This window comes from Pseudomonas sp. P8_229 (genome assembly GCF_034008635.1).
Lineage (GTDB): Bacteria > Pseudomonadota > Gammaproteobacteria > Pseudomonadales > Pseudomonadaceae > Aquipseudomonas.
The window spans coordinates 478,553-504,178 of sequence record NZ_CP125378.1; the positions used below are offsets into that span (position 1 = coordinate 478,553).

General features: G+C 58.5%; 25 protein-coding genes and 3 pseudogenes. 16 read left to right on the forward strand and 12 right to left on the reverse strand.

What is annotated here, in order from left to right; translation table 11 throughout:
• Nucleotides 1–179: 179 nt before the first annotated feature.
• Genes QMK55_RS01935 through QMK55_RS01960 form a run of 6 tightly spaced genes read left to right on the forward strand, consistent with a single transcriptional unit; the run spans nt 180 to nt 6,237 of the window.
• Nucleotides 180–3,098, forward strand: coding sequence for a monovalent cation/H+ antiporter subunit A (locus tag QMK55_RS01935; protein WP_320328548.1), 2,919 nt, complete (start codon nt 180–182; stop codon nt 3,096–3,098).
• Nucleotides 3,098–3,442 (forward strand): Na+/H+ antiporter subunit C, encoded by a 345-nt coding sequence (locus QMK55_RS01940; protein WP_025111393.1) that lies wholly within the window; start codon nt 3,098–3,100, stop codon nt 3,440–3,442. The genes QMK55_RS01935 and QMK55_RS01940 overlap by 1 nt, the downstream gene beginning before the upstream one ends.
• The gene (locus QMK55_RS01945) at nt 3,439–5,118 is read left to right on the forward strand and encodes a monovalent cation/H+ antiporter subunit D (protein ID WP_102357439.1); all 1,680 of its coding nucleotides are present in this window, start codon (nt 3,439–3,441) and stop codon (nt 5,116–5,118) included. Before QMK55_RS01940 ends, QMK55_RS01945 begins: the two co-directional genes overlap by 4 nt.
• Entirely contained in the window at nt 5,115–5,603 is a 489-nt protein-coding gene (locus tag QMK55_RS01950; RefSeq protein WP_102357438.1) for a Na+/H+ antiporter subunit E, read from the forward strand. Before QMK55_RS01945 ends, QMK55_RS01950 begins: the two co-directional genes overlap by 4 nt.
• Nucleotides 5,600–5,878: a K+/H+ antiporter subunit F gene (locus QMK55_RS01955; protein WP_102357436.1), complete on the forward strand. Its 279-nt coding sequence runs from the start codon at nt 5,600–5,602 to the stop codon at nt 5,876–5,878. Before QMK55_RS01950 ends, QMK55_RS01955 begins: the two co-directional genes overlap by 4 nt.
• Nucleotides 5,875–6,237 carry a Na+/H+ antiporter subunit G gene (locus QMK55_RS01960; RefSeq protein WP_102357435.1) on the forward strand — a complete coding sequence of 121 codons (363 nt, stop codon included), beginning with the start codon at nt 5,875–5,877 and terminating at the stop codon, nt 6,235–6,237. The genes QMK55_RS01955 and QMK55_RS01960 overlap by 4 nt, the downstream gene beginning before the upstream one ends.
• A gap of 128 nt (nt 6,238–6,365) precedes the next feature.
• Here the strand turns inward: QMK55_RS01960 and QMK55_RS01965 are convergent, their stop codons facing one another.
• Nucleotides 6,366–6,806: a DUF3995 domain-containing protein gene (locus tag QMK55_RS01965; protein ID WP_102357433.1), complete on the reverse strand. Its 441-nt coding sequence runs from the start codon at nt 6,804–6,806 to the stop codon at nt 6,366–6,368.
• A 94-nt stretch (nt 6,807–6,900) separates the two neighbouring features.
• Between QMK55_RS01965 and QMK55_RS01970 the strand changes: the two genes are divergently transcribed.
• Nucleotides 6,901–7,290 (forward strand): DUF2946 domain-containing protein, encoded by a 390-nt coding sequence (locus tag QMK55_RS01970; RefSeq protein ID WP_102357432.1) that lies wholly within the window; start codon nt 6,901–6,903, stop codon nt 7,288–7,290.
• A gap of 92 nt (nt 7,291–7,382) precedes the next feature.
• Nucleotides 7,383–9,515, forward strand: coding sequence for a TonB-dependent receptor (locus QMK55_RS01975; RefSeq protein WP_320328549.1), 2,133 nt, complete (start codon nt 7,383–7,385; stop codon nt 9,513–9,515).
• Nucleotides 9,516–9,613: 98 nt separating this feature from the next.
• On the opposite strand, the gene QMK55_RS01980 is transcribed toward QMK55_RS01975, so the two are convergent.
• From QMK55_RS01980 to QMK55_RS01990, 3 genes are all read right to left on the reverse strand, one after another.
• A complete protein-coding gene (locus tag QMK55_RS01980) occupies nt 9,614–10,630 on the reverse strand; it encodes an ABC transporter substrate-binding protein (RefSeq protein ID WP_320328550.1) in 1,017 nt (338 codons plus the stop codon).
• A gap of 129 nt (nt 10,631–10,759) precedes the next feature.
• Entirely contained in the window at nt 10,760–10,957 is a 198-nt protein-coding gene (locus tag QMK55_RS01985; protein ID WP_102357486.1) for a hypothetical protein, read from the reverse strand.
• Between the two features lie 8 nt (nt 10,958–10,965).
• Nucleotides 10,966–11,436 carry a hypothetical protein gene (locus QMK55_RS01990; protein WP_025111384.1) on the reverse strand — a complete coding sequence of 157 codons (471 nt, stop codon included), beginning with the start codon at nt 11,434–11,436 and terminating at the stop codon, nt 10,966–10,968.
• 402 nt (nt 11,437–11,838) lie between these two features.
• On the opposite strand from QMK55_RS01990, the gene QMK55_RS01995 reads away from it, so the two are divergent.
• Both QMK55_RS01995 and QMK55_RS02000 read left to right on the forward strand, forming a co-directional pair.
• Nucleotides 11,839–12,114: a hypothetical protein gene (locus QMK55_RS01995; RefSeq protein ID WP_102357427.1), complete on the forward strand. Its 276-nt coding sequence runs from the start codon at nt 11,839–11,841 to the stop codon at nt 12,112–12,114.
• 46 nt (nt 12,115–12,160) lie between these two features.
• Nucleotides 12,161–12,397, forward strand: a complete 237-nt coding sequence (locus QMK55_RS02000; protein ID WP_320328551.1) for a DUF2789 family protein — start codon at nt 12,161–12,163, stop codon at nt 12,395–12,397.
• Between the two features lie 6 nt (nt 12,398–12,403).
• Here QMK55_RS02000 and QMK55_RS02005 read toward each other — a convergent pair whose 3' ends face one another.
• The 3 genes from QMK55_RS02005 to QMK55_RS02015 form a co-directional block, all read right to left on the reverse strand.
• Nucleotides 12,404–12,607, reverse strand: coding sequence for a hypothetical protein (locus tag QMK55_RS02005; RefSeq protein ID WP_025111382.1), 204 nt, complete (start codon nt 12,605–12,607; stop codon nt 12,404–12,406).
• Between the two features lie 112 nt (nt 12,608–12,719).
• The gene (locus QMK55_RS02010; protein WP_320328552.1) at nt 12,720–14,324 is read right to left on the reverse strand and encodes a methyl-accepting chemotaxis protein; all 1,605 of its coding nucleotides are present in this window, start codon (nt 14,322–14,324) and stop codon (nt 12,720–12,722) included.
• A 226-nt stretch (nt 14,325–14,550) separates the two neighbouring features.
• A complete protein-coding gene (locus QMK55_RS02015; RefSeq protein WP_003225981.1) occupies nt 14,551–14,955 on the reverse strand; it encodes a TraR/DksA family transcriptional regulator in 405 nt (134 codons plus the stop codon).
• Nucleotides 14,956–15,403: 448 nt separating this feature from the next.
• On the opposite strand from QMK55_RS02015, the gene QMK55_RS02020 reads away from it, so the two are divergent.
• Entirely contained in the window at nt 15,404–16,312 is a 909-nt protein-coding gene (locus QMK55_RS02020) for a MurR/RpiR family transcriptional regulator (RefSeq protein ID WP_320328553.1), read from the forward strand.
• Nucleotides 16,313–16,356: 44 nt separating this feature from the next.
• On the opposite strand, the gene QMK55_RS02025 is transcribed toward QMK55_RS02020, so the two are convergent.
• Complete coding sequence (locus tag QMK55_RS02025) at nt 16,357–17,739, reverse strand: hypothetical protein (protein WP_102357421.1); 1,383 nt, start codon at nt 17,737–17,739, stop codon at nt 16,357–16,359.
• A gap of 363 nt (nt 17,740–18,102) precedes the next feature.
• Between QMK55_RS02025 and QMK55_RS02030 the strand changes: the two genes are divergently transcribed.
• The 3 genes from QMK55_RS02030 to QMK55_RS02040 all read left to right on the forward strand — a co-directional run bounded on the left by QMK55_RS02030 (nt 18,103) and on the right by QMK55_RS02040 (nt 20,258).
• A complete protein-coding gene (locus tag QMK55_RS02030) occupies nt 18,103–18,708 on the forward strand; it encodes a glutathione S-transferase (RefSeq protein WP_320328554.1) in 606 nt (201 codons plus the stop codon).
• A 2-nt stretch (nt 18,709–18,710) separates the two neighbouring features.
• A complete protein-coding gene (locus QMK55_RS02035) occupies nt 18,711–19,817 on the forward strand; it encodes a DNA alkylation repair protein (RefSeq protein ID WP_320328555.1) in 1,107 nt (368 codons plus the stop codon).
• 150 nt (nt 19,818–19,967) lie between these two features.
• Complete coding sequence (locus tag QMK55_RS02040) at nt 19,968–20,258, forward strand: hypothetical protein (RefSeq protein WP_320328556.1); 291 nt, start codon at nt 19,968–19,970, stop codon at nt 20,256–20,258.
• Between the two features lie 85 nt (nt 20,259–20,343).
• Here QMK55_RS02040 and QMK55_RS02045 read toward each other — a convergent pair.
• From QMK55_RS02045 to QMK55_RS02055, 3 genes and pseudogenes are all read right to left on the reverse strand, one after another.
• A pseudogene (locus QMK55_RS02045) lies at nt 20,344–21,007 on the reverse strand (DUF2931 family protein).
• A 19-nt stretch (nt 21,008–21,026) separates the two neighbouring features.
• Nucleotides 21,027–21,683 (reverse strand): DUF2931 family protein, encoded by a 657-nt coding sequence (locus QMK55_RS02050; protein WP_320328557.1) that lies wholly within the window; start codon nt 21,681–21,683, stop codon nt 21,027–21,029.
• A pseudogene (locus tag QMK55_RS02055) lies at nt 21,683–22,819 on the reverse strand (phospholipase effector Tle1 domain-containing protein); the annotation flags it as partial. The gene QMK55_RS02050 and the pseudogene QMK55_RS02055, both read right to left, overlap by 1 nt.
• 61 nt (nt 22,820–22,880) lie before the next feature.
• On the opposite strand from QMK55_RS02055, the gene QMK55_RS02060 reads away from it, so the two are divergent.
• Nucleotides 22,881–24,043, forward strand: a protein-coding gene (locus QMK55_RS02060; RefSeq protein ID WP_090175779.1) for an IS3 family transposase whose coding sequence is annotated in 2 segments (ribosomal slippage) — nt 22,881–23,136 and nt 23,136–24,043 — 1,164 coding nt in all. Because the reading frame shifts where the segments join, the coding sequence is not laid out codon by codon here.
• 8 nt (nt 24,044–24,051) lie between these two features.
• On the opposite strand, the pseudogene QMK55_RS02065 reads toward QMK55_RS02060, so the two are convergent.
• Nucleotides 24,052–24,462: pseudogene (locus QMK55_RS02065) on the reverse strand (DUF2235 domain-containing protein); the annotation flags it as partial.
• Between the two features lie 325 nt (nt 24,463–24,787).
• Between QMK55_RS02065 and QMK55_RS02070 the strand changes: the two are divergent.
• Nucleotides 24,788–25,546 (forward strand): hypothetical protein, encoded by a 759-nt coding sequence (locus tag QMK55_RS02070; RefSeq protein WP_320328558.1) that lies wholly within the window; start codon nt 24,788–24,790, stop codon nt 25,544–25,546.
• The last annotated feature ends 80 nt before the right edge of the window (nt 25,547–25,626 follow it).

The following is a 25,626-nucleotide window of genomic DNA, read 5'->3' on the forward strand; positions in this document are numbered from 1 at the left end:
TCCCCCTGTAGGAGTGAGCCTGCTCGCGATGCGACCATCCCAAGCAACATCCATCTCCCTGAAACAATGCTAAACAGAAATATCCAGACTACTTTGTAGGATTCTGAGACATCCTGGCGTTTGGTAATCAGGGAGCTGGCACGTATGATGCTTCACAAACTTCCGCAGATTAGAAGCCTATGTCCCTGATAGTTCTACTGCTTCTGCCATTCATTGGCAGCTGTCTGGCAGCGGTGCTGCCACACAACGCGCGTAATACCGAATCCCTGTTGGCTGGTCTGGTCGCTCTGATCGGCACCGTGCAGGTCGCGCTGTTGTACCCGCAAATCGCCCATGGCGGCGTGATCCGCGAAGAATTCATGTGGCTGCCCAGCCTCGGTTTGAACTTCGTCCTGCGCATGGACGGCTTCGCCTGGCTGTTCTCGATGCTGGTTCTCGGCATCGGCACCCTGGTCTCTTTATATGCCCGTTACTACATGTCGCCGGACGACCCGGTGCCGCGTTTCTTTGCCTTCTTCCTGGCGTTCATGGGCGCCATGCTTGGCCTGGTGATCTCCGGCAACCTGATCCAGATCGTTTTCTTCTGGGAGCTGACCAGCCTCTTCTCGTTCCTGCTGATCGGCTACTGGCACCACCGCGCCGATGCGCGGCGTGGCGCCTACATGGCGCTGATGGTCACCGGCGCCGGGGGACTATGCCTGCTGGCGGGGGTCATGCTGCTCGGCCATGTCGTCGGCAGCTATGACCTGGACAAGGTCCTGGCCGCCGGCGATCAGATTCGCGCACATGCCCTCTACCCTATCCTGCTTCCCCTCATCCTCATCGGCGCACTCAGCAAAAGCGCCCAGTTCCCCTTCCACTTCTGGCTCCCGCACGCAATGGCGGCGCCCACCCCGGTTTCGGCTTACCTGCACTCGGCGACCATGGTCAAGGCCGGGGTATTCCTGCTCGCACGCCTGTGGCCGTCGCTGTCCGGCAGTGAAGAATGGTTCTACATCGTCAGCGGTGCCGGCGCATGTACGCTGCTGCTCGGCGCGTATTGCGCGATGTTCCAGAACGACCTCAAAGGTCTGCTGGCCTACTCGACCATCAGCCATCTGGGCCTGATCACCCTGCTGCTGGGCCTGAACAGCCCGCTGGCGGCGGTCGCGGCAGTGTTCCACATCCTCAACCACGCGACCTTCAAGGCTTCGCTGTTCATGGCCGCCGGCATCATCGACCACGAGAGCGGCACCCGCGATATCCGCAAGCTCAGCGGTCTGATCAAACTGATCCCGTTCACCGCGACGCTGGCGATGGTTGCCAGTGCGTCGATGGCGGGGGTGCCGTTGCTCAACGGTTTCCTGTCGAAAGAAATGTTCTTCGCCGAAACCGTGTTCATCAACGCCACCGCGTGGGTCGAAGCAGCGCTGCCGATTGTCGCGACCATCGCCGGCACGTTCAGCGTCGCTTACTCGCTGCGCTTCACCGTCGATGTGTTCTTCGGCCCGCCGGCCACCGATCTGCCGCACACCCCGCACGAGCCACCGCGCTGGATGCGTGCGCCGGTGGAGTTGCTGGTATTCACCTGCCTGGTCGTCGGGATCTTCCCGGCGCAAGTGGTCGGCCCGCTGCTCGCGGCCGCCGCGCTGCCCGTGGTAGGCGGCACCCTGCCTGAGTACAGCCTGGCGATCTGGCACGGCCTCAACGCCCCGATGATCATGAGCCTGATTGCCATGTCCGGCGGCATCGTGGTCTATCTGCTGCTGCGCAACCAGCTCAAGCGTGGACGCTTCAAATACCCGCCGCTGGTAGGCCGTTTCAACGGCAAGCGGCTGTTCGAGCGCAGTCTGGTGGTGATGATGCGCATGGCCCGTCGGGTTGAACGCCGACTCGGCACCCGACGCCTGCAGATGCAACTGTTCCTCATGGTGCTGGCGGCGGTGCTCGCCGGCTTGATCCCGATGCTGCACAGCAGCCTGAGCTGGGGCGACCGGCCGAAGATTCCGGGTTCCATCGTGTTCGTCACCCTGTGGCTGCTGGCGATTGCCTGTGCCCTCGGCGCCGCGTGGCAGGCCAAGTATCACCGTCTCGCCGCCCTGACCATGGTCAGCGTCTGCGGCCTGATGACCTGCGTGACCTTCGTCTGGTTCTCGGCGCCGGATCTGGCTCTGACGCAACTGGCGGTGGAAGTGGTGACCACGGTGCTGATCCTGCTCGGCCTGCGCTGGCTGCCGCGACGCATCGAAGAAGTCTCGCCATTGCCGAGCAGCCTGCGCAAGGCACGCATTCGCCGTCTGCGCGACTTGCTGCTGTCGATCGCCGTCGGTGCCGGCATGGCGCTGCTGTCCTACGCAATGCTGACGCGGCAGACGCCCAACGACATCTCGTCGTTCTACCTCAGTCGCGCCATGCCCGAGGGCGGTGGCAGCAACGTGGTCAACGTGATGCTGGTGGACTTCCGCGGTTTCGACACCCTCGGTGAAATCACCGTGCTGGTGGCCGTGGCCCTGACCGTGTTCGCCCTGCTGCGACGCTTCCGCCCGCCGAAAGAAAGCCTGCAACTGCCAGCCCAGCAACGCCTGCTCGCGCCGGACGTGGTCACCGATCTGGTCAACCCGCGTACCGCCAGCGACACCGCGCTCGGCTTCATGATGGTGCCGGCGGTGCTGGTGCGCCTGCTGCTGCCGATTGCGCTGGTGGTGTCGTTCTACCTGTTCATGCGTGGCCACAACCAGCCGGGCGGCGGTTTCGTCGCAGGCCTGGTGATGTCGGTGGCGTTCATCCTGCAATACATGGTCGCAGGGACGCAGTGGGTCGAGGCGCAAATGAGCCTGCGACCGCTGCGCTGGATGGGCACCGGTCTGCTGTTCGCCACCGCTACCGGCCTTGGCGCGATGGCGGTCGGTTATCCGTTCCTGACCACCCACACCTGGCATTTCGAATTGCCGCTGCTGGGCGACATCCATATCGCCAGCGCGCTGTTCTTCGATATCGGCGTGTACGCCGTGGTGGTCGGTTCGACGCTGCTGATCCTCACCGCCCTCGCCCACCAATCGGTGCGTGGTCACAAGACCGCGTCCCTACCCAAGTCCGTCGCCAGCAAAGGAGCCGTCTGATGGAAGAAGTCATCGCAATCGCCATCGGCGTACTCGCCGCGTCCGGCGTCTGGCTGGTGCTGCGACCACGGACGTTCCAGGTGGTCATGGGCCTGTGCCTGCTGTCCTACGCGGTCAACCTGTTCATCTTCAGCATGGGCAGCCTGTTCATCGGCAAGGAGCCGGTGATCAAGGACGGCGTGGTCCAGGATCTGCTGCACTACACCGATCCGCTGCCGCAGGCCCTGGTACTGACCGCCATCGTCATCAGCTTCGCCATGACCGCGCTGTTCCTGGTGGTGCTGCTCGCGTCGCGGGGCCTCACCGGCACCGACCACGTGGACGGCCGGGAGCCTAAGGAATGATGGCGATGACTCACCTGATCGCTGCACCGATCCTGCTGCCGCTGCTGACCGCCGCCATCATGTTGATGCTCGGCGAGAAGCACCGGCCGCTGAAGGCGAAAATCAACCTGTTCTCCAGCCTCGTCGGCCTGTTCATTTCGGTGATGCTGCTGCAGTGGACGCAAACCACTGGCGTTCCCGGCTCCATCGGCGTGTACCTGCCGGGTAACTGGCAGGCGCCGTTCGGCATCGTGCTGGTGGTCGATCGCCTGTCGGCACTGATGCTGGTGCTGACCGGGATCATCGGCGTCAGCGCCCTGCTCTTCGCCATGGCACGCTGGGACGGCGCAGGGTCGAGCTTCCACGCGCTGTTCCAGATCCAACTGATGGGCCTGTACGGTGCGTTCCTCACCGCCGACCTGTTCAACCTGTTCGTGTTTTTCGAAGTGCTGCTCGCCGCCTCCTATGGCCTGTTGCTGCACGGTTCGGGTCGGGCGCGGGTGTCGTCGGGGCTGCATTACATCTCGATCAACCTGCTGGCCTCGTCGCTGTTCCTGATTGGCGCGGCGCTGATCTACGGCGTCACCGGCACCCTGAACATGGCCGATCTGGCGCTGAAGATTCCGCTGGTGCCGGAAGCCGACCGTGGCTTGCTGCACGCCGGCGCCGGAATTCTCGCGGTGGCGTTCCTGGCCAAGGCCGGCATGTGGCCACTGAATTTCTGGCTGGTGCCGGCCTACTCGTCGGCGAGCGCACCGGTGGCGGCGATGTTCGCGATCATGACCAAGGTCGGCGCCTACACCCTGCTGCGCCTGTGGACGCTGTTGTTCTCCGGGCAGGCCGGGGCTTCGGCGTTCTTTGGTGGCGACTGGCTGATCTACGGCGGTATGGCGACCATGGCCTGTGCGGCGCTGGCGATTCTGGCCGCACAGCGTCTGGAACGCATGGCCAGCCTGAGCATTCTGGTGTCGGCAGGAATCCTGCTGTCGGCGGTGGGTTTCGCCCAGCCGAACCTGATCGGCGCGGCGCTGTTCTATCTGGTCAGCTCGACCCTGGCGCTCAGCGCGCTGTTCCTGCTGGCCGAGTTGATCGAGCGCTCGCGCTCGGCCAACGAGATTCCGCTGGAAGACGAAAGCGAGTTGCTGCCGCGCCCCCAGGAATCCCTGCAACCGCCCAAGGGCATCAACCTCGACGACGAACAGAAGGCCGTGGTCGGTCAGGTCATTCCGTGGACCATGGCGTTTCTCGGTCTGAGCTTCATCGCCTGTGCGCTGCTGATCATCGGCATGCCGCCGCTGTCCGGATTCATCGGCAAGCTCGGCCTGATCGCTGCCCTGCTCAATCCTCTGGGACTGGGCACTGACGCGCCGATCTCGAACGCGGCCTGGGCATTGCTGGTGCTGCTGATCCTGTCGGGGCTGGCCTCGCTGATGGCGTTTTCGCGATTGGGCATCCAGCGCTTCTGGACGCCAGAGGAGCGACCTTCGCCACTGCTGCGCAAACTCGAATGCGCGCCGATCTTCCTGCTGCTGGGGTTGAGCATCGCCCTGACCTTCAAGGCCGAGCCGCTGCTGCGCTACACCCAGGCGACCGCCGAAGCGCTGACCAATCCGCAGCAATATGTCATGGCGGTGCTCGGCACCCGCGCCGTGCCAAGCCCTGAAGCCAAGGCGGCGATGCTGGAGGTGCAACCATGAAGCGTGTGTTTCCTGCGCCATGGTTGTCGCTGGCACTGTGGGCTTTGTGGCTGACGCTGAACCTGTCGATCAGCCCGGGCAACCTGCTGCTCGGAGCGATACTGGGTTTCGCTGCACCCTTGATGATGCGCAAGTTGCGCCCGAAACATGCGCGCATTCGCCGGCCGGGGACGATTATCAAATTGTTCCTCCTCGTCGGGCGTGACGTGGTGCTTTCCAATCTGGTCGTTGCCTGGGGCGTGCTCAACGCCGGGCGCCGGCCTCCACGCTCGCGCTTCGTCAAAGTGCCGCTCGATCTGCGCGACGCACATGGCCTGGCGACACTGGCGATGATCTGCACGGTGGTGCCGGGCACGGTTTGGTCGGAGCTGGCGCTGGATCGCAGCATCCTGCTGCTGCACGTTTGGGATCTGGATGACGAGGCGCAATTCATCCACCACTTCAAGACTGCCTACGAGCGGCCGTTGATGGAGATTTTCGAATGAGCCCGTTACTGTCGAACGCGATTCTGCTGACGCTGTTCCTGTTCTCGATGGCGATGGTCCTGACCCTGGTTCGCCTGTTCAAGGGGCCGTCGGCGCAGGACCGGGTACTCGCCCTGGATTACCTGTACATCGTCGCCATGCTGATGATGCTGACCCTGGGCATCCGTTACTCCAGCGACACTTACTTCGAGGCAGCGCTGCTGATCGCGCTGTTCGGCTTCGTCGGCTCCTTTGCCCTGGCGAAATTCCTGCTGCGTGGCGAGGTGATCGAATGAATGCTGAACTGTCGCTGTGGATCGAGATTCCGGTGGCGATCCTGCTGGTGCTCAGCGGCGTATTCGCCCTGATCGGCGCGATCGGAATGCTGCGCATGAAAGATTACTTCCAGCGCATGCACCCGCCGGCACTGGCCTCGACACTGGGCGCGTGGTGCGTGGCACTGGCCTCGATCATTTGTTTTTCGGCATTGAAATCGGGGCCGGTGCTGCACGCCTGGCTGATCCCGATCCTGCTGGCGATTACCGTGCCGGTGACCACCTTGCTGCTGGCGCGGGCGGCGTTGTTCCGCAAGCGCATGGCGGGGGATGATGTACCGGCTGAGGTGAGTAGCCGGCGGACCGAAAGCGGTAGCTAGTTTCACAGCTATGGTGTCTGGACTGGCCCTTTCGCGAGCAGGCTCGCTCCCACAGGGGAAAAGCATTCCAGATGTGGGAGCGAGCCTGCTCGCGAAAGCGACCTCAAATTCACCTCAAAGCTCAAAGCTCAAACCCAGGCCACCGCCAACAACCCCGCCCCCAGCACCAGACACAACGGCGAATACACCCAGGTATCCAGCCGCGCAAACCGCGAGCCCTTCACCTCCTTGAAAAACCCCACCAGATTCGAATCGCCGATCGCCCGGGCAAACATCAACAGCGCAATCGCGCTGATCACCCATTGCAACGCTTGGTGATGCACGGCCGGCATTCCCCAGCCGACCCGCATACACACCAGCGCGGCAATCACCAACAACGCTGCCGCCACCAGCAAGGTGATCCAGCCTGACGGCTTGAACGCCGGTCGGACTGTCGTCACCAGACCTTGCACTGGCACTTGCGGCACTGCCGCCACCGCCGCCCATTGTCCACCCAACGCCCAATACACATGCACCAGGGCGATCATTGCAAAAATCGTCACCAGCCATTGAGCCATCACAAAGGTCATGGTTGAAAATCCTTGAAAGGGATTTGAACAAATCATCCTAGTTGGCTTTTTTTGAAGTGCACGACCGATCAGCGGTACGGTAAAGTGCCGCCCCATGAAATTCACCCGTTCCGATCGTTCACTGCTGGCCTGGATGCTTTATTGCTGCGTCCTGTTCAATGTGTTCGCCTGCAGCATCGGTCACGGGCAAATGGTCGGGATGCAGCTCAACGGCATCGGCGGCCAGTTCTGTACGGTCGACCCGGCCACCCAGGCGCCGCTGACCAGCAATCCCACCGACGAAAAACTGCCGACCCTGTCCAAGGCGTTCGGCTGCCCGCTGTGCTCCGTCGGCGGCGGCATGGGCCCGGCGTTCAACTCCAGCCTGACCCTGGCGGTGCTGCCGGAACAACACAGCCCGCCGCTGGCGCCCATCGTCAGCGCCGACCTCCCTGCCCGCTTCACCTGGCCTTCGGCCAATCCTCGCGCCCCGCCGCTCGCCTGAGTGTCTTTGCCTTTTTGATTTTTCAGCCCACTGCGCCAACGCGCGGCGTTCGCCTGTGCGCTGATTCCTAGACAAGCATTCAGGATTCAACGATGAAACATATTCCTCTGCTGGCGAGCCTGTGCGGCTGCCTGTCCCTTAACGCCTGGGCGCAATCCACCGTGGATCTGGCGCCGATCACCATCGACGGCGAATCCATCAGCGAACCGGGCCTGAGCCTCGATCAATCCAGCGGCATGGCCTCGCGCCTTGGCCTCAGCGTGCGTGATACGCCTGCCTCGGTGGCCATCGCCAATCGCAACGACATCGAACGCCACGGCGCGCAGAACTTCCAGGACGCCGCCAACACCCTGCCCGGAGTCAATGCCAGCGCGCCGCCAGGCTTTGGCGGATTTGTCTCCTATCGCGGCTTCACCAGCAGCCAGATCACTCAGATGTTCAACGGTATCAACGTCTCCGGCGGCCTCGCCCGACCGGTGGATGCGTGGATCTATGATCGAGTCGAACTGGTTGGCGGCCCGTCGTCGCTGATCAACGGCGCAGGCTCGGTGGGCGGCTCACTGAATTACGTGAGCAAACTGGCGACCCGCGAAGAGCAAGCCGTCGAAGGTCGTGTCAGCTACGGCACCTACGACACCACGGAAACCGCGTTCGGCCTCAACCATGCCCTCACCGACCCGAGCGCCGACGTACAGCACTACGCGCGCCTGGACGTCAGCCACAACACCAGCAACGGCTACATCGACCGTCAGGAGCGCGATGCCTGGAGCGTGGCGTTCTCGCTGCTCAGCGACCTCACGCCGGATCTGTCACACACCCTGGCCCTGGAATATCAGGACGAACACGAAGACAGCCCGTACTGGGGCACGCCGGTGCTCAATCCCAAGGCCGGCGAGTTGAAAATCGACAGACACAACCGTTTCAACAACTACAACGTCGAGGACGGACGCTACGAACAGCGCACGATCTGGGTGCGCTCGATCATCGACTACCGGATCAACGACAGCACCACCTTGCGCAACACGCTGTATCACCTGGACAGTCAGCGCGACTACCGCAACCTCGAGACCTATCAGTACGCCGCCGACAACAGCGCGGTGAACCGCTCCACCGCGTACCAGGTACGGCATCAGGGCGAGCAGAACGGCAACCAGTTCGAACTGCGCCACGACGACACCCTGTTCGGCCTCGACACCACCTGGTCCGGCGGTTTCGAATACAAGGTCAACCAGACCACCAACTCGCCGCTCAACATCAAAGGCGCGAGCACGGTTGACCCGAACAATTACCGCCCGGGGCGCTTCTATGACATTCCCGGGACCAACCCGGCGCTGATCAGCGACAAGACCAACGAGGTCACCACCAAGGCCTTGTTCGTCGAAAACCGTCTGGCGCTGACCGACAAATTGTCCCTGCTCACCGGCCTGCGCTACGACGACATCGACCTCGACGTGACCAACCACCGCACGGTGACCACCGCCAATCCCAAGCACTTCAAGCAAAGTTGGCAGCCGGTCACCGGCCGCGCGGGACTGACCTATCAGTTCATCCCCACTGCCAATGTCTACGTGCAATACAGCACCGCCGCCGAGCAACCGGGCGGCACGCAGAACTTCGACGTCTCGACCGGCAAGCAATGGGAGATCGGCAGCAAGTTCGACTATCTGAACGGCCGTGGCTCGGCGACAGTTGCCGCCTACACCATCGAACGCAAGGATTTTGCCGTAACTGATCCGCTGGACCCGACCAGCAGCATTCCGGTGGGCCAGCAAACCTCCAAAGGCATCGAGATCGCCAGCTCCTTGCGCATCACTGACAAGCTGTTGGCCGAAGGCAACTTCGCCTGGGTCGATGCGCAATACGACGATTTCACCGAGAAGAATGCCGCCGGCGTGGTGGTGTCACGCAAGGGCAATACGCCAACCAACGTCCCGGACCGGGTGGGCAACCTGTGGCTGACTTATGATTTTTCGCCGCAATGGCAGGGTGGGGTCGATGCGCGATATGTAGCGTCGGTGTATGCGGACACGGCGAACACCATGACCGTGCCGTCGTACACGCTGTTTGGCAGCTTCCTCAGCTACAAGGTCGACTCGCACACCACCGTCACCGGGCGGGTGCGCAACCTGACCAACGAGGTGTATGCCGAGTTTGCACATGTGTCGCCGGCTTACTATCTGGGTACACCGCGCACCTTTGAGTTGGCGGTGCAAACCAGGTTCTAAAAAGCCTGAAAGCTTCGCGAGCAAGCCCGCTCCCACAGAGGACCACGTTCCAAATGTGGGAGCGGGTTTGCTCGCGAAGAGGCCAGCCGACTCACCGCCTACTTCAGATCAGCCGCAACCTTATCCGCCACATCCTTCGGCACCCACGCCTGCCATACCTGCGGATACGCCTTCATGAACGCCTCCGCTGCCTCTCGTGGCGCGGTGTGTTTCTCGCTCATCTCGGCCAGCGCCTTGTTCAACGGCGCTATCGGGAAATCCACTTTGCTGAAAAACTCGGCAATCTGCGGATACTGCCTCTGGAACGGCGCAGACACCCCGATCGACAGCTTCGAGGCCAACGAACGAGTCGGTTTCGGATTGGGGTTATCGGCATCGGTCAGCGTCTTCCACGCCTCGGCATCAAACGGCGGCTCTTGCAGTTGCACCAGTTTGAATTTGCCCAGCAGAGGTGTCGGTGACCAGTAATAGAACAGCACCGGTTTGCCCCGGCGGATAGAGGAGCTGATCTCGGCGTCGAGTGCCGCGCCGGAGCCACTGCGGAAATTGGTGTAGTCGTCCTGCAGGCCGTACGCGGTGAGTTTCTGTTTGTTCACCACTTCCGAGGTCCAGCCGATCGGGCTGTTGAGGAACCGGCCCTTGCTCGGGTTTTCCGGGTCCTTGAACACATCCTTGTATTTCTTCAGGTCACTGACACTGCGCAAGTCCGGCGCCAGCGGCTTGATGCCCTTGGCCGGGTCGCCCTTGATCACGTATTCCGGCACCCACCAGCCTTCCGTGGCGCCCTTGACCGTGTCGCCAAGACTGGCGACCTTTCCCTCCGCCTCGGCCTTGACCCACACCGGACTGCGCCCGGCCCACTCCTCGCCAATGACCTGAATGTCATTGTTGGCCAGCGCCGTCTCAAGCGTGATGGTGGTGCCTGGCAGCGTATCGGTCGACAACCCGTAACCCTTCTCGACGATGATCCGCAGGACATCGGTGATCAGGCTGCCACTTTCCCAGTTCAGGTCGGCAAAATGGATCGGCGCCTGCGCCGCTGCAGCTGGCTGCGCAGACGCCAGCACACCGAACGTGACCACACTGGCGGCCAGTAACCGTCGAAATCCTTTCATGCTTTTGCACCTCGTGCTGTTCACAGCAATAGCAGGATGGCCTGACAGAAGACCGCAAGCCTCTGAATACTCAGTCAACTGACTGTAGCCGAGGTTCCTGCTTTTTCCGGGCGCATGCTCCCGACGAGGTTATGTTTCAGACTTTTCCTGCAAGGTTTGCAGCTCACGTCTGACCATGCTGGCGTATTCCGCAGGCCGCAAGGTGTAGATCTGCGCAGCCACCCAACTCAGCCAGGCAGCCTGCAACCCGGCTTTGGCGTTGAATAGCCGCAAGGCTTCTTCATGCGCGCGCTCGAGGTTCTGTGAATGGAAGTCGGCGCGACTCAAATCACCGATCACTCGCTAGCCTTGAACGTGACCAGTTCGCCCTTGCGCCACTTCGCCGCTTTGCCGGTGACGGCTTTCAAGGTCTTGGTCAGGCCTTCCTGCAATTGCTGATGCGCGGCAAACACCGTCACCACGCTGTGGCCTTCCTTGAACAGGATTGCGTGACCATCGGCGGTCTCGACAAAGGCGTAATCGCCCAGGCCATACACCGTCAGCTTGATCTCGCGAAAGCGTATGTCCATCTTGCCGCCTTCACGGCTGGGCAGGACCGAGGCGCTGAAATGATCGCCGACCTTGAGCTTGAGCCCCGGTTTGTCATCGACCACCAACGCGCTTTCGGTGTCGATCTCGGCCACGTAAATGCCTTCGGCGTTCTGTTCGGTGATGTAAACAAAACGCGATTGAAACTGCTTGACCAGCTTTGCACGCAAATCACCCAGCACGAACAAAGCATGCATATCGAGGTTACTGACTGCCAAAGAAACATCCCCACATCTGAAAAAGTACCCTGCGCCAAAACGCGCACGGCAAAAAAACGGCCAGGCCGATGCTGTTACCAGATGACTCCAGTAAACCTGAATCAAGCAGAACGCTCATTCATCGCGAGTTCGCAAGACTACTGGAAAGTCACGCGAGAAACTTGCTTTGACGTTCGCCAGACCTTGAAGGAAAAGTCCTCATTGAAGCGCAACGAAGACGGACTACAAAATTTAGGGAAAAAACTGACGAAAAAAAGCCCTTTTCCGACATATCGCCCGTAAAAAATTGCTTTAGATAGGCATCTGTCGCCAACAGACACTGGTGATTCTAGAGCAGCGATGCTCCTTACGACTACCCGAACCGACCAGTAAACGTCGGCCAACTCATGAAAAGGACTTCATATGTGCACTCTGACTCACTTTGCCCGCCCCTCCAACGCCAGCATCGACGCCCCTTTCGTGCTGCACGGCGGCGCTATACCGGTACTTGCGGAATATGAACAAAGTACCAACACCCCGCGTTTCCTGGTAGTCCCGGCGGGCAACGCGTTCTTTCATATCAAGGAATCATCTACCGGTCGTGTAAGAGGATTCCGCGAAGATCATAACGAGGCGTGCGCCCTCGCCCGTTCGCTTGAATCACGAATCGAACTCTTGCCCAACCGCTGCCTCAGATAAAGAGCGAACGACAGCGCCATTCCGGCACACGCAAAAGGAGTACACGATGGAACTGCCTGCCTACGACCTGAAAACCCTGTTCGATCAACTGGGACTGCCATCGGAGGGCAGCGCAATCGACGACTTCATCGAGGCGCATCCGCTGGACGCCAACACCAAATTGATCGATGCCGATTTCTGGACGCCGCAACAGGCGCAACTCTTGAAAGAATGGCTGCGCGCCGACGGTGAAGAAGCGTTAATGGTCGACGAATTGAACGTACGCCTGCACGAGGGCCGTTAATAAATGTCAGTGCAGGCTGTCACCAGGCTCGGCTTGCAGCTGTGCGAGCCAGGCAGCCTTGCACTCCTCCGCCTCATCGCGACTGGCGAACGCGGTGCCGCGACGCTCACCGTTGAGCAACACCACCCAGCAGACGCTCTGGCCCATCGCGCGCAATCCGGCGGGCACACCACTGCCGATCATCACCGCGACATCGACTCTGCTCTGCATGCTGACCTCTCAAATTAATTAGCTACCTAACTAGTAGTAATGTTAATGAGTTTGGCGCAGAGAAAACAGCAACGCCCGTGCACAGATTCATTGCACACGCGGTAACAATCGATCAGCGCGCAGCCTCCGGTTTATAGCCCAGCCGCAACCCGCCCCAATGCCGGCCCTTGACCATGATCGGCACCGACAAGTCATGCATCAGCTCTCCAGTGTCGCGGGTGTAAGTCTGCAACAGCACCGCTTGCTGATGACTCCCGCAGCGGATACCGGTGCGGTCGGCGAACTTGCGTTTGGTGCGGTTACCCACGGTGTCGACCCGCTCGTCACCGGTCAACGGCTGGCTGAACGCCAGATTGTGCGTCGGCACATAACCCTGCTGCGTACAGGCGATGGCGAACACCAACCCTTCGTGGCGCGGCAGCAACGGCTCCTGAATCGCTGGCAGCACCTGATCGGTGTAGCGGTCGAAACGGGTTTGAAACTTCGCCGGTTGCGTCCCCGGAATCGGCTGGTACTGGCGGTCGAATAGATCGTCGAGACTGATCCGGCCCTGCTCGACATCGGCTTCGAATCGCGCCGCAATCTGGCTCGCCCCCTCACGCGCCAGGTCATAGACGCGCTGGTGGTAGTCATCCAGACCGACTTCGGCCAGCCGCTCGCTGATGGTTTCCGCCTGACCTTCCATCTGCACGGCAGCTTCGGCCAGGCGTCGGGTCTGTTGATCGCTGATCGCCAGATCGCTGCGCATCTGCTCGATAGCCTTGAACAGACTGTCGAGTTGCTCACGGTTGGTTTGCGCACCACGGGCAATTTCGCCGACCTGACTTTCCACCCCGGCGGCCAACCGGGCGATGTTTTCCAGATGTTGACCGGTGGTTTCCACCTGCTCGACGCCAGTCTGCAGATCATTGGACAGCTCGCGGATTTGCTCCACCACTTGCGCCGTGCGTTGCTGAATATCGGCGACCATCTCCCCGACTTCGCCAGTCGCCGACGCCGTGCGCGCCGCCAAACCACGCACCTCATCCGCCACCACCGCAAAACCGCGGCCATGCTCACCCGCTCGCGCCGCTTCAATCGCCGCGTTCAGCGCCAGCAGATTGGTCTGGCTGGCGATGGATTGAATCACCAGCGTCACCCGCTGAATGTCGTCGCTGCGCAGGCTCAGGGCTTCGATCAGCTCACGGCTGGCGTTTGCGCGCTGACTGAGTTGATGCATGCGCGCAATCGAATCCACCAGTTCGGTGCGCCCCGCCGCGCTGCTGTGGTGCGCTTCACTGGCAGCGTCCAGCGCTTCGCGGCTGAGCTGCGAGGTGGCGTGTTCGGTGGCGATCATCACTTCGGCGTTGCTGACAATCTGCGCCGCCGCGTCGAGCTGCGATTCGAGTTTGCTGGCCAGTTGCTTGACGGAAAATGCCACGCCCGCAGCTGACAGCGCGTTATGACTGGTGGTGTAGGAAAGGTCGCGAGTGAGTTCGGAAATGGCACTGCCGGCCTCGACCGGTGCAGTATCGGCGACCGTGCGGGAACGCAGGCGTGGTAGCCAGACAATCAGCACCGCCAGCGGCAGACCGATGTACAACGACCACTCACCCAGCGTCATGCCGACGAGCAACAGCATCAGGGCGACACTTTGCAGGGTCGGAGCGATCCAGCGGTTTTTCGGCAACAGCACTGGTGCAGGCAGAGCCCCAACCAGAGATCCATCTCTCGTCATATCAACACCCCACGCATGTTCTCATTGTTGTATCCGCATTAAACGCCACTACATGGCCATTATCTATGGTCCATTAGTCGTGGGGCTTGCAGCAGGTCAATGGAACGGCGCGCGAAATATCGCAGACGAACAAATGCAAAGATCGCAGCCTCGTCAGCTCGTGTGGGAGCTGGCGAAGGCTGCGATCTTTTCGGGGCAACCCACATTCATGGGTTACCGCACAGAATCAGGCCTGACGCTGGTGCTTGTCGATCTGCTCATGACGCTCTTGAGCTTCGATGCAGTACTTGGTGGTCGGGCTGATCAGCAGGCGTTTCAGGCCAATGGCCTCGCCGCTGTCGTCGCACCAGCCAAAGCTGTCTTCCTTGATGCGCTCAAGGGCTTGTTCCAGTTGCGGCAGCATGCGCTGGTCGCGATCGATCGCGTTGACCAGCCAGGTGCGCTCTTCTTCAACCGAAGCCGCGTCCGCCGGGTCGGCCGGGGTGTCCAGGCTTTCGATGGCGATACGGTTTTGCTCAATGCGCTCGTGGGTTTCGACTTTCATGTTCTGCAGCAGCTCAGTGAAGAAAGCGTGCTGCTCGGCATTCATGTAGTCATCTGCCGGCATGGCCAGCAACTTGTCCTTTGTCATTGATATCTCTATAAAAAAACGTGCATTAAGGCGAATTAGGGAGCGTTCCGGCGAACCGTGTCCGGTCGACGAAAAGGCATCGTTTATTGCAAACGCCACCCGGCACTCAATTTACGAAGGGGCGGCAGTCTAAGGCCCGTTTGAGGCCTCAGCAACTGTAAATACTGGGAATTTGTCCGACAACACCCGTAAACAGCTCTGAAACAGGCGTCATGGCGGTCATCGGAGTGCGTTTATAGCAAGAAATTCAGTCGAGCGGCTGTATATAGATGACAAACGGCTAACCCAGCGGCAGTTGGTCGCATTTTTTCGGCCATGCAGCCCGCGCAGTGCATCGTTTCAGCAAAGCAGACCCGCAAAAGCCCCCTAATATCAGAGCAAACCAACACCCCGTGGCGAGGGCTTGCCCCCTCGCCACGGGGTGATCAATTTGCCAAAAGGACTTCCCATGCCCCGCCCCGATCTGCCGGCCAACGACGAGCGTCCCCTCGCCAGCCCCCCGATCAATGCCGAGCGTCTGCTGCAACTGATCACCGACGAATACGACACCCTGCCGCGCCAACTCAAGCGCATCGCCAGCTACATGAGCCAGCAAAGCGACCGGATCATGGTCGATCGCATCAGCGACATCGCCCGTGAATGCGAAGTGCACCCGTCCGCCATCGTGCGCTTCTCGCAGCGCTTCGGCTTCAGCGGCTTCAGCGAAATGCAGGCGCTGTTCCGCACCGCCTACACCCACAAAGCCTCACCGGTGCAGAACTACCAGCAACGCATCCGCAGCATGATCGCCAACCAGTCGCAGCCAGCCAGCGACAGCGACCTCGCCCGCGAATGCATCGACGCCACCCGCTCCGGCATCGAACGCCTGGGCCGCGAACTCGACGACGTCGCGTTCGAAAAAGCCGTCGACCTGATCGTCAACGCCGACAACATCTATGTCGTCGGCGTGCGCCGCTCCTTCGCCGTCGCCGATTACCTCGTTTACAACTTGCAACACACTCACAAGCGCATTCACCTGGTGTCCGGCCTCGGCGGCAGCTATCGAGAGCAGATGCGCAGCGTGAGTAGCGGTGATCTGGTGATCGCCATCAGCTTCACCCCCTACGCCAGGGAAACCCAACACTGCCTGCGCTACGCCCGCCAGCAACAGGCGAAAACCCTGGTCCTCACCGACAGCCACCTCTCGCCACTGGCCAGAAACGCCAACAGCCTGTTGCTGGTGAATGAGGGGAGCGCGCTGGCGTTTCGCTCGCTGAGCGCGACGCTGTGTTTGTGTCAGGCGTTGTTCGTGGCGGTGGCGTATCGGCTGGAATTGAATGTGGATGAGATTCACGAACAAGCGGGATTTGAGGATTAAAGGCTGGCGAGTTCTGCTTGGTGACTCGCCAGCACCTGAACCTGTCAGTGTTGGGGCGGCGCTGCAGCAGGCGGTGCCACCTGATCCAGATTTGGATATCCGTCCAAATGGTATGTTTCTTTTAGCGGCGCTGGATACTTCCTTGGATCCGCCGTTTTGAAAGTACCGCTGGAGTCCTTGGCGGCGTTCGAATCCAGCAACGACTCGATGCTGTAATTGATCCCTCGGTATCCAATCGCAACCGGTTGGGCAAATGCCTGTCGCAACTTTACGCCCAGCGCAGACGACCTGACCACTGACCCCGTGACACCCGGTAAATCCGGTGCGATCTGATCCACCTGTTGACGCATTTGCGCATTAACTTGCACCAGTTCAGCCTCTACCTTGTCGATCTCCGTTTGCTGGCTCGCCGTCACGGGCGGCGTCGCAGGTTTGTCGGCAGGCTTAGGCTGTTCAGGTTTGGCTGGGGCCCCAGCCGTGGCTACCGTGTCATCTGCGACACGAACCTTGCCAGCCCCCTCTCCCGCATTACTATCGGGAGCGGCTGTTGGAGCCGGAGCAACAGCTTGGCCTTGAGCCGGTTTGCGCAGCTTGGCAAGTTGATCCTCCAGGCTTTTCTTTTTGTCACTGAGTTCGACCATGGAAAGGGTCAGTGTCGAAAATGACGCACTCATCCCATCTTGCGCCGAAACTGTCACGTCAATGGAACGGGTCAGATAAACATCCGTCACGAACACCAGAATCGGGCCCGATCCATCCGAATTTTTGGAATGGGTCGACTGTAATGCCTTCGCAGCATCACGCATCCATTGCCGGTCAGTAACGCTGTAGCGCGTACGGGCCACATCATCGAATCTGCGCCTTCCCTCCAGATAAGTGACACCGTAGGTTTCTCCCGAAGGAACCGAGTAAGAAACACTGTATTGCGAGCGTCGACCGAATCCGAACAACGCCCCGATAGCACTGCTGGTGACATTGACTCCTACATCACTTTCAGCAAGAGAAGCGAACGTGAACCCGGGAAATGCCACCAGACTGTTGATGACCCTGTTGTGAACCGTCAGAGGCAGTGCCTTCCTGGTACTGACAGGGCCGTTGGTTGTGCCGTCATCATAGGTATCGGTGGACTCGAACGTTACGGTCGGCGCCGAGCGATACAACGCTTCGCTCATATCGATATGATCAATCTTTATAGATCCCAACACATAATCAGATGTTCTAAGCTTCTGACCTGCTGAAGTAGCGCGTGCAATGAACACATCACCAACCTCAAAGTGGGCACGCGGCGGATAAATAGCCTGAATACCCAGTTGCTCAGTATTGGTTGACCAGTTCTCGGCCACCACCCCGGGAGTCGGCTTCGAACTGCCGCATCCAGCCAATCCCGCTCCCACCAGACACAAAACCAAATGTTTGGACGCTTTCATGCATTTGACCCTCCCTCCAGTTTCGACTGCACGAGCTGCGACACCGAATGCGCACAGGTCGGCGCCTCAACGATCTAGGGTTCGTGGACTGCAAGGGAGTAATACAAACGAGTACTGAATCAGAGGGCCTGAACTCGTTTACCTTTTCCGTCCCTGGTCGATGCTGGCATTTTGACTATAGACCCACCCAAACACCCCGCAAGGCCGTCAAAGCCTTTATTTTCGGGTGTTTCATGGGTGTTACACGATCTGTATCAACGTCATTACGATCAAGCGAGCAAGCCAACCCAGTAGTCAACCAACAACTTTTACCGCTACATTCGACGTCCATCGCCTGCTCATGACTTGCCAAAGGAGTTGCACATGAAGCTGATCGGAATGCTCGACTCACCCTATGTGCGCCGCGTGGCTATCTCCGCCAAACGCCTAGGCATCGACCTCGAACACCAGTCGGTCTCGGTATTCCGCCACTTCGAGCAATTCCAGCAGATCAACCCGGTGGTCAAGGCGCCTTCACTGATCCTCGACGACGGCGTGGTGCTGATGGACTCCACCCTTATCCTCGACTACCTCGAAGCCTGCGCCGGCAAAAGCCTGCTGCCCGCCGACCTCAAACAGCGCGCCCACGCCCTGCGCCTGATCGGCCTCAGCCTCGCTGCCTGCGAAAAAGCCGTGCAGCTCTACTACGAGCGCAACCTGCGCCCGGCCGACATTCAATATCAACCGTGGGTCGAACGCGTCGAAGGCCAACTCGCCGCCGCGTTCACCGCCCTCGAACAGGAACTGGAAAAAACCGGCCTGCCCACCGACGGCACCCTCACCCAGGCTGGCATCAGCCTCGCCGTCGCCTGGAGCTTCACCGGCCTCGTCGTCCCCGACCAGATCGACACCCGCCGCTACCCAAACATCGCCCAATACACCGCGTACGCCGAAACCCTCGAAGCGTTCGTCAGCACCCCGATGACCTGACCATGAGCACCACCGACACCGCCACCCCGGCGTTAAAGGAAATCTTCAACGCCGAGCGTCTGCAACACATCGCCAGCGAAATGAGCGCCGTGTACCCGGCGTTCAAGGCCAAGGCGTTTCTCAAACATGCCAACAACGGGCTTGCCGAACTGTCGGTGATGCAACGCATGGCCCGCGTCAGCGAAAGCCTGCACGCCGTGCTGCCACTGGACTACGAAGATTCCTTACATGTGTTACGTGAACTCGCGCCAAGGCTGAATAGCGGATTCGTCAGCATGTGCCTGCCGCACTACGTCGCCAGCTACGGCGGCCACGCGTTCGACACCTCGATGCAAGCGCTGAAATACTTCACCGCCTTCGGCTCCTCCGAATTCGCCATCCGCCACTTCCTGCGCAGCGACCTCGAACGCTCGCTGGAACTGATACACGACTGGACCCAGGACGAAAACCACCACGTCCGTCGCCTGGCCAGCGAAGGCAGCCGCCCTCGCCTGCCCTGGTCGTTTCGCTTGGAAGCAGTGCAGGCCAATCCGCAATTGGCCGCCGGGATACTGGATCGGTTGAAGGCGGACGAGAGTCTGTACGTGCGCAAGTCCGTGGCGAACCACCTGAATGACGTGACCAAGGAGCATCCGGAGTGGGTGCTGGACACGATTGAAGGTTGGTCGCTGGAGAACAAGCACACGGCGTGGATTGCCAAGCATGCGTTGCGCAGTTTGATCAAACAGGGGGATTTAAGGGCGCTGACGGTGATTGGCGCTGGGACCAAGGCTGAGGTTGAGTTGTTGGATGTGCGGGTTGAGCCGGCGGTGGTGAGGTTGGGTGAGGCGATTACATTGTCGTTTACGGTGAAGTCGACAGTGGCGCATGAGCAGCGGTTGGTGATTGATTATGCGATTGACTATGTGAAGGCGAATGGCGGGGTTTCGGGGAAGGTTTTCAAGTTGAAGACGGTGGTGTTGGAGGGGTTTGGGGAGGTGGTTGTGGGGAGGCGGCAGGTGATTAGGGATTTTACGACGCGGAAGCATTTTGTGGGGCGGCATGGGGTGCGGGTGATGGTTAATGGGGAGGTTTTAGGTAGTGCTGCGTTTGAGATCGTTGCTGGATGAGGTCTCGGGGGGATTCATTGATCTGGTAGTACTCGGACTGATGGGGAATTACGGATGGGGCTGCTTTCGACCAGAAGCAGGCATTCGAGAATCGTGCGCTCGCAGTCATGTTATGGTTAGAAACTGAAAGGTAACGTACGAAAATCAAACATGGATCTGGTTCAGCTCGCACCTGCGACATATCACACTACGGACGACTACTGGCATCTTCTTCGCGCAGGAGATGGCTCAATCTATCTCCTCGTCAACTGCGAGGCGTCTTTTGTGAGTTACGAATGCCTGATTAAGCTCGACGATGAGGAATTACGTGACTACCGAGGCTTAGGCTGGCTATCCATTCAGCACCTGGCTAACCGAATCAATTACTTTGTCGATGATTACAATGGCCGCCGGATCACGGGCCCTTTGCTCGAAGCAGCCATTCAGGCTTCGAAGCTCTAAGCATCCCTAGTGGACAACAATAAAGCGCCCAGCAGTGCAACCGTCGCTTTCATCACAGAAAGATCCATTCAGGTAAGTGTCACGACTACCAACTTCCATATGGAATGCCGAATTTTTCGATATACCGCTTGGCCTTTTCACTGACGGGATAAGCGTACCGCCCTTCGTTCTTACCTTGGCTCGGCCCCAGTGGCTCAATTTCGGCCTGTGCACGCGCGACTTTGACCGGGTGATGACATGAGTCTCTTACCCAAACCTGCACGACACCGCCGGGAGCCAGGCCGAGATAGACCGAGGCCATGAATCTTGCCTCCTGGTCCGGTGTTTGCGGGCAGCGCTGATTAACGGACGACACCATCAACTGCCTGGCCTCTTCTGGAATATCTACCCATGCTTGCCAAGTTTTCTGCTCGGCGATTGATTGCCAACGGCCCCAGATGCGAACAGGTAAATCTGCACCCACCACTCTCTTTCCGCTGCCACCTACCCCACCTGTCCACCCTCGGGCGGACTCCGTTCCATCTCCAGGCTCCCCCCCCCCCCGCAGCGGTGCCACCGCCGGTTTTGTAGAAAATCCTGCCGTTAATGTCTTGAACAGAACTGTCCTCTACCCAAGTTTTCATGTAGTCAGGTTCAGTGAACGCCAATTCCCACCATTCGGATTTAGGATCGCCTTTGGCTGAAAGTGGATCAGTGGTTTGGCATCCTGCGAGCAGCAATACGCATAGCAGCGCTATGACCTGCTTCATGGGCTGGCGGACCGACGGTTTACCAACTCCCATAAGGGACGCCGTACTTCTCGACATACAGCTTCGCCTTTTCACTCACCGGATAGGCATAGCGACCACCGTTTTTCCCTTGCTGTGCACCTAACGGCTCAATCTCGCCTTGGCCACGAGCAACCTTGATCGGGTTTCGACATGAATCTTTTACCCAAGCCTGTAGAACACCGCCAGGGGCGAGACCAACGTAAAGAGACGCCATGAAGCGAGCAGTTTTATCCGGTGTTTCCGGACAGCGTTGATGCGTGGATGTCACCATCAACCGCCTGGCTTCTTCCGGAATATCAATGAACCCGCGATAGGTCTTCTGCTCTGTGATGGACTGCCAGCGTACGGAAATGCGTTTTGGAAGCTCAGCCCCCGTGACTGGCATTCCTGAGCCAGTCACTGCTCCCCAGCCTCGAGCCGATTCGGTCGAGATGTCGGGCTCTCCTGAAGCGGCAGTGCGTTTGCCTGCTTTGAAAGATACTTTGTCATTGACGTCTTGAACGGAGCTGTCCTCCACCCAGACTTTCATGTAGTTCGGCTCAACGAACACCAATTCCCACGACGAATATTTAGGGTCATTTTCACCGGTTTCGGCACCTCCTGTTTGGCATCCCGCCAACAGTAGAACACCTAGCAGAGCAATCATCGCTTTCATTACCAAAAGTTCCAGTCAGGTACATGAGGGTGTTGTACGCGGATCCCATCATCCGTCGGGGCATTGATATATACCGCGTCTATACCACTTCCATCCCTTCTTCCGAGAGGATGATTCCAGTTGGCAGAGGTATGAATGTACCTCAGCTTGAGAAGCTCCTCTTCCTCTGGAGTGGTTTTGTAATCGCCCTCTACGAATCGATCGCATAGTGGTTGGAGTTCCTCGGGGACGGAGTACTCACCATCGTCGGGCATGCCGATGAAGCGAACACCTTTTTCTTTCGCCAGTTGGTACATGACTCTCAGGTAAACCCTCGAAAGCTTGCCGCTAACTGGCCGCTTGAGTTGGAGGGCAGCAAACACGCGCTTCTGCCTGGGGGAGAGCCTGTCCTGATGATCACGCGGGAGTTCAACAGAGGCGGGGGTGACAATTTCCAGTAAATGCGCAGGCCATCCCTTGGCGACCCATTCACTTTTTACCCGTGCAGCATCAAGGTAGATCGACGTACTCGTGACATCGGTAAAAGAAGATACTGCCAGTGACTGCATCGGGCTAACCAGCACACACTCCTCAACTTCGTCGAGATAGCTGCCACCGATATCAGAATGGACGCCAGGAAAGGTGTACTCCGGGTGAGCGGGCTTCACCCGGCTGAGCGCAAAGTTTGCGCGGCCTTCATCACGAGCGACCAAGTGGACAACGTCCTTGAAGTACTTGCGATCCAGATACAGCTTCACACCGGGAGCGATGGGACTTTTCACGCGCCCGAAATTCGTGAATCCGGCGATTGAGGGTACGGTGTCGAACAGCCCGATGAACCCCATGTTGATGCCGCTTCCGTATTGACTATCAAAGGTTCGACTGAAATCTCTGGCGTTGCTGTTTAGTAAATTCCCTAACGGCCCTTGCTTCCCCCTGACAACCTCGTTCGAAAAATGCCGTGCTGCAGCAGCTCCGCGACTAAAGCCAAACGTATCAAAAGTCAGAGAAGCAATTTCGCAGTTTGGGTTCTCCTTCAATGCTTCTTCAATAATGCTGTTGATCTGTTTGAAAGATGCCTGCACGCGGCCGGCCACACCTGTGTCGCCACGCCCCATTCCGGAACCCACCACACTGTCTTTTTTATCGTTCTGTGTAGTGGTCTAATGAAATCGGACACCCATTTAGGCGAGAATGCTCGCCAGATCGAGGTGTCAGATGACCAAACAACGCCGCTCCTTTACTCCTGAATTCAAGCGCGAGGCTGCCGACCTTGTGCTCAAACAAAACTACAGCTACATCGAAGCCAGCCGTTCACTCGGCATTGGTGAATCGGCATTGCGCCGCTGGGTTGACCAGATTCAGAAAGAACATAAAGGCGTTACCCCGCAGAGCAAGGCACTGACTCCGGAACAGCAAAAAATTCAGGAGCTGGAAGCCCGGATTGCTCGGCTTGAGCGAGAGAAATCAATACTAAAAAAGGCTACTGCGCTCTTGATGTCGGAAGATCACGAGCGTTCGCGCTGATTGACCAGTTGAGCGCCCATGAGCCGGTTGATTGGCTGTGCAAGGTGTTTGACGTCACTCGCTCGTGTTACTACGCCCAGCGCCTGCGGCGCCGCACGCCGGATGTTGAACGGCTTCGATTGCGTAGTCGCGTCAGTGAGCTGTTCTCGCAAAGTCGCAGCTCTGCGGGCAGTCGCAGCATCCTGTCGCTGATGCGTGAAGACGGTGAGCAACTCGGTCGATTCAAAGTGCGTAGCTTGATGCGCGAGCTTGATTTAGTCAGCAAACAACCCGGCTCCCATGCCTACAAGCGAGCAACAGTAGAAAGACTGGATATCCCGAACACATTGAACCGCGAGTTCGACGTGCCAGCGCCCAATCAAGTCTGGTGCGGCGATATCACCTACATTTGGGCGCAAGGAAAGTGGCATTACCTGGCTGTCGTCCTGGATCTTTGTACGCGTCGGATCGTGGGCTGGGCGCTGTCGGAAAAGCCAGACGCTGAGCTGGTGATCAAAGCGCTGGATATGGCTTACGAGCAGCGTGGCAGGCCTTCGGATCTGCTATTCCACTCGGACCAGGGATCGCAATATGCAAGCCGACTCTTTCGCCAGCGGTTGTGGCGATACCGCATGCGCCAGAGCATGAGTCGACGAGGAAACTGCTGGGATAACGCACCGATGGAGCGCGTATTTCGCAGCTTGAAAACAGAATGGATACCGACCGTGGGCTATCGAACTGCGCAGGAAGCACAGCGCGATATCAGCCATTTTTTGATGCATCGCTACAACTGGATTCGGCCTCACCAATTCAACGATGGGTTGGCGCCAGCGCGGGCCGAGGAAAAACTTAACGTCGTGTCCGGGATTAGTTGACCACTACACTGTGTACCGATACCGTCGATGTAAAGAGCACGCGAAACACGCCTCAAAGAACCTTCACCCTCGGCTTCTTTGATCTCTTCATACAGTGAAAATAATTTATTTACGTTGGTAGGCCCGGCGCCATAGCTGCTGTCCGGATCCTTCATATAGGGCTGACAGCTAGCAGGAATATCCTGCGGCGCAATCGGATGCTGCGCACCGCACAGCAACCCCGCCGCCGTATTATTCGCATTGTTGCCGGTACCATCAAAGAACACCCCAATCCTCAACGCAATGCCGATTTTCTCAGGCTCGCGCGCAGGTTCTTTCCCGTGTTTCTCATACTCGGCCCAACGCTGGGCATGAATATCGACGGGTTTGGCTTCTTCGTAGCGGTGGTTTTTGGGCGGGTTGGGAACGTAGCCACTCAATCCTTGATTTCCTTGTTCTGATCCTTGAGAACGGGCCGAAGGGTGACAGCCGAGGCTTGGGGGCGCAAGGCGTGGCCGTGTGCCAGCTCGGTTGAGAAAGCCGTCTGTGTCGAAGGCTTCGCTGACGTAGTTAAGGATTGATTTGGTGTCGTACTTCAGATCATTTTTTCGTTTTAGGAAAGTCAGCCCAGCCTCCTTAAGGAGACCTACATTTAACGACCATCCACTGGATGGCAGCGCCATCTCTGCATCTATGCCTCTAGCAAAATAAATTTCTGCCGATAAGGAGAACTACCGCGTTTCCGAAGAACAAAGGAGCACTAACATGGGGTACGATCCGATCATGCAAATGATGTTAATTGCATGCATCATCGCAGGAAGCATAGCCATTCTATACTATGTTTTTTATTGGTTGCTTGTCAGGGAAACCAAGTACCTTCCGACGCGCCTGGATGATATCGGTTGGAAAAAAGCCGATTATTGGTGGATTACAATTGGAGCTTTTGGATTTGTCATCCAATCAATCCAGGCGGGAACTGCGATTAATCAATCCACTATAAACATGGAGGAAAGCATCGGTCGACTCACGAGCCAAAATCTCAACATGGCGGCTGCGAGGCTTAGCGACCCTCCGATTTGTCTCCCACCGTCAGCAAACACTCGCGTGACGGCTCTTTCCAAAGAGCTGGCTTCGGCATGCGAGGAATTTAGGAAAATCAGACCTGATGAGCCGACAAAAACGCAAATTGACTTGAAAATCGCCCGTTATTTTACCGATGAGAACAAAGGAATAATTAGATATAACAACCCGTTAATAAAAGAAAGATTTGACGACCTGATTCAAGAGCACGCCAAACATGTCATACAGCGCGACTCAATTGAAAAAGCAAGATCCAACTTCAGGCACTTCGAAAAAATCTTTGACATAATAAAATACGCAGCGTCAATTTTACTTGGTGCGGCAATCGCGTTGAGACTTGCAAAAGTCACGGGGGAAATAAGGCTTAAAACAGACCCAATAAAAAAACAGCCGCCCACAAATATAGCGCTAAAACGACCTGACGAAGAACAAATACAAGTTTGATCAATAGCTGAAGGACAAAAACAACTTCTAGTAACCGGCAGCACTCCACTGTGGCGACGCGTGCACCTTCGCCACAGTTG

Excerpts from the sequence above, each read along its gene's own strand:
- QMK55_RS02020 (WP_320328553.1), top strand. The coding sequence starts at position 15,404 with ATGCCCCGCCCCGATCTGCCGGCCAACGACGAGCGTCCCCTCGCCAGC.
- QMK55_RS01950 (WP_102357438.1), top strand. The coding sequence starts at position 5,115 with ATGAAGCGTGTGTTTCCTGCGCCATGGTTGTCGCTGGCACTGTGGGCT.
- QMK55_RS02000 (WP_320328551.1), top strand. The coding sequence starts at position 12,161 with ATGGAACTGCCTGCCTACGACCTGAAAACCCTGTTCGATCAACTGGGA.
- QMK55_RS02040 (WP_320328556.1), top strand. The coding sequence starts at position 19,968 with ATGGATCTGGTTCAGCTCGCACCTGCGACATATCACACTACGGACGAC.
- QMK55_RS01955 (WP_102357436.1), top strand. The coding sequence starts at position 5,600 with ATGAGCCCGTTACTGTCGAACGCGATTCTGCTGACGCTGTTCCTGTTC.
- QMK55_RS02010 (WP_320328552.1), bottom strand. The coding sequence starts at position 14,324 with ATGACGAGAGATGGATCTCTGGTTGGGGCTCTGCCTGCACCAGTGCTG.
- QMK55_RS02070 (WP_320328558.1), top strand. The coding sequence starts at position 24,788 with ATGGGGTACGATCCGATCATGCAAATGATGTTAATTGCATGCATCATC.
- QMK55_RS01960 (WP_102357435.1), top strand. The coding sequence starts at position 5,875 with ATGAATGCTGAACTGTCGCTGTGGATCGAGATTCCGGTGGCGATCCTG.
- QMK55_RS02005 (WP_025111382.1), bottom strand. The coding sequence starts at position 12,607 with ATGCAGAGCAGAGTCGATGTCGCGGTGATGATCGGCAGTGGTGTGCCC.
- QMK55_RS02035 (WP_320328555.1), top strand. The coding sequence starts at position 18,711 with ATGAGCACCACCGACACCGCCACCCCGGCGTTAAAGGAAATCTTCAAC.
- QMK55_RS01975 (WP_320328549.1), top strand. The coding sequence starts at position 7,383 with ATGAAACATATTCCTCTGCTGGCGAGCCTGTGCGGCTGCCTGTCCCTT.
- QMK55_RS01970 (WP_102357432.1), top strand. The coding sequence starts at position 6,901 with ATGAAATTCACCCGTTCCGATCGTTCACTGCTGGCCTGGATGCTTTAT.
- QMK55_RS02025 (WP_102357421.1), bottom strand. The coding sequence starts at position 17,739 with ATGAAAGCGTCCAAACATTTGGTTTTGTGTCTGGTGGGAGCGGGATTG.
- QMK55_RS01965 (WP_102357433.1), bottom strand. The coding sequence starts at position 6,806 with ATGACCTTTGTGATGGCTCAATGGCTGGTGACGATTTTTGCAATGATC.
- QMK55_RS01945 (WP_102357439.1), top strand. The coding sequence starts at position 3,439 with ATGATGGCGATGACTCACCTGATCGCTGCACCGATCCTGCTGCCGCTG.
- QMK55_RS01940 (WP_025111393.1), top strand. The coding sequence starts at position 3,098 with ATGGAAGAAGTCATCGCAATCGCCATCGGCGTACTCGCCGCGTCCGGC.
- QMK55_RS01980 (WP_320328550.1), bottom strand. The coding sequence starts at position 10,630 with ATGAAAGGATTTCGACGGTTACTGGCCGCCAGTGTGGTCACGTTCGGT.
- QMK55_RS01995 (WP_102357427.1), top strand. The coding sequence starts at position 11,839 with ATGTGCACTCTGACTCACTTTGCCCGCCCCTCCAACGCCAGCATCGAC.
- QMK55_RS02050 (WP_320328557.1), bottom strand. The coding sequence starts at position 21,683 with ATGAAAGCGATGATTGCTCTGCTAGGTGTTCTACTGTTGGCGGGATGC.
- QMK55_RS02015 (WP_003225981.1), bottom strand. The coding sequence starts at position 14,955 with ATGACAAAGGACAAGTTGCTGGCCATGCCGGCAGATGACTACATGAAT.
- QMK55_RS01935 (WP_320328548.1), top strand. The coding sequence starts at position 180 with ATGTCCCTGATAGTTCTACTGCTTCTGCCATTCATTGGCAGCTGTCTG.
- QMK55_RS02030 (WP_320328554.1), top strand. The coding sequence starts at position 18,103 with ATGAAGCTGATCGGAATGCTCGACTCACCCTATGTGCGCCGCGTGGCT.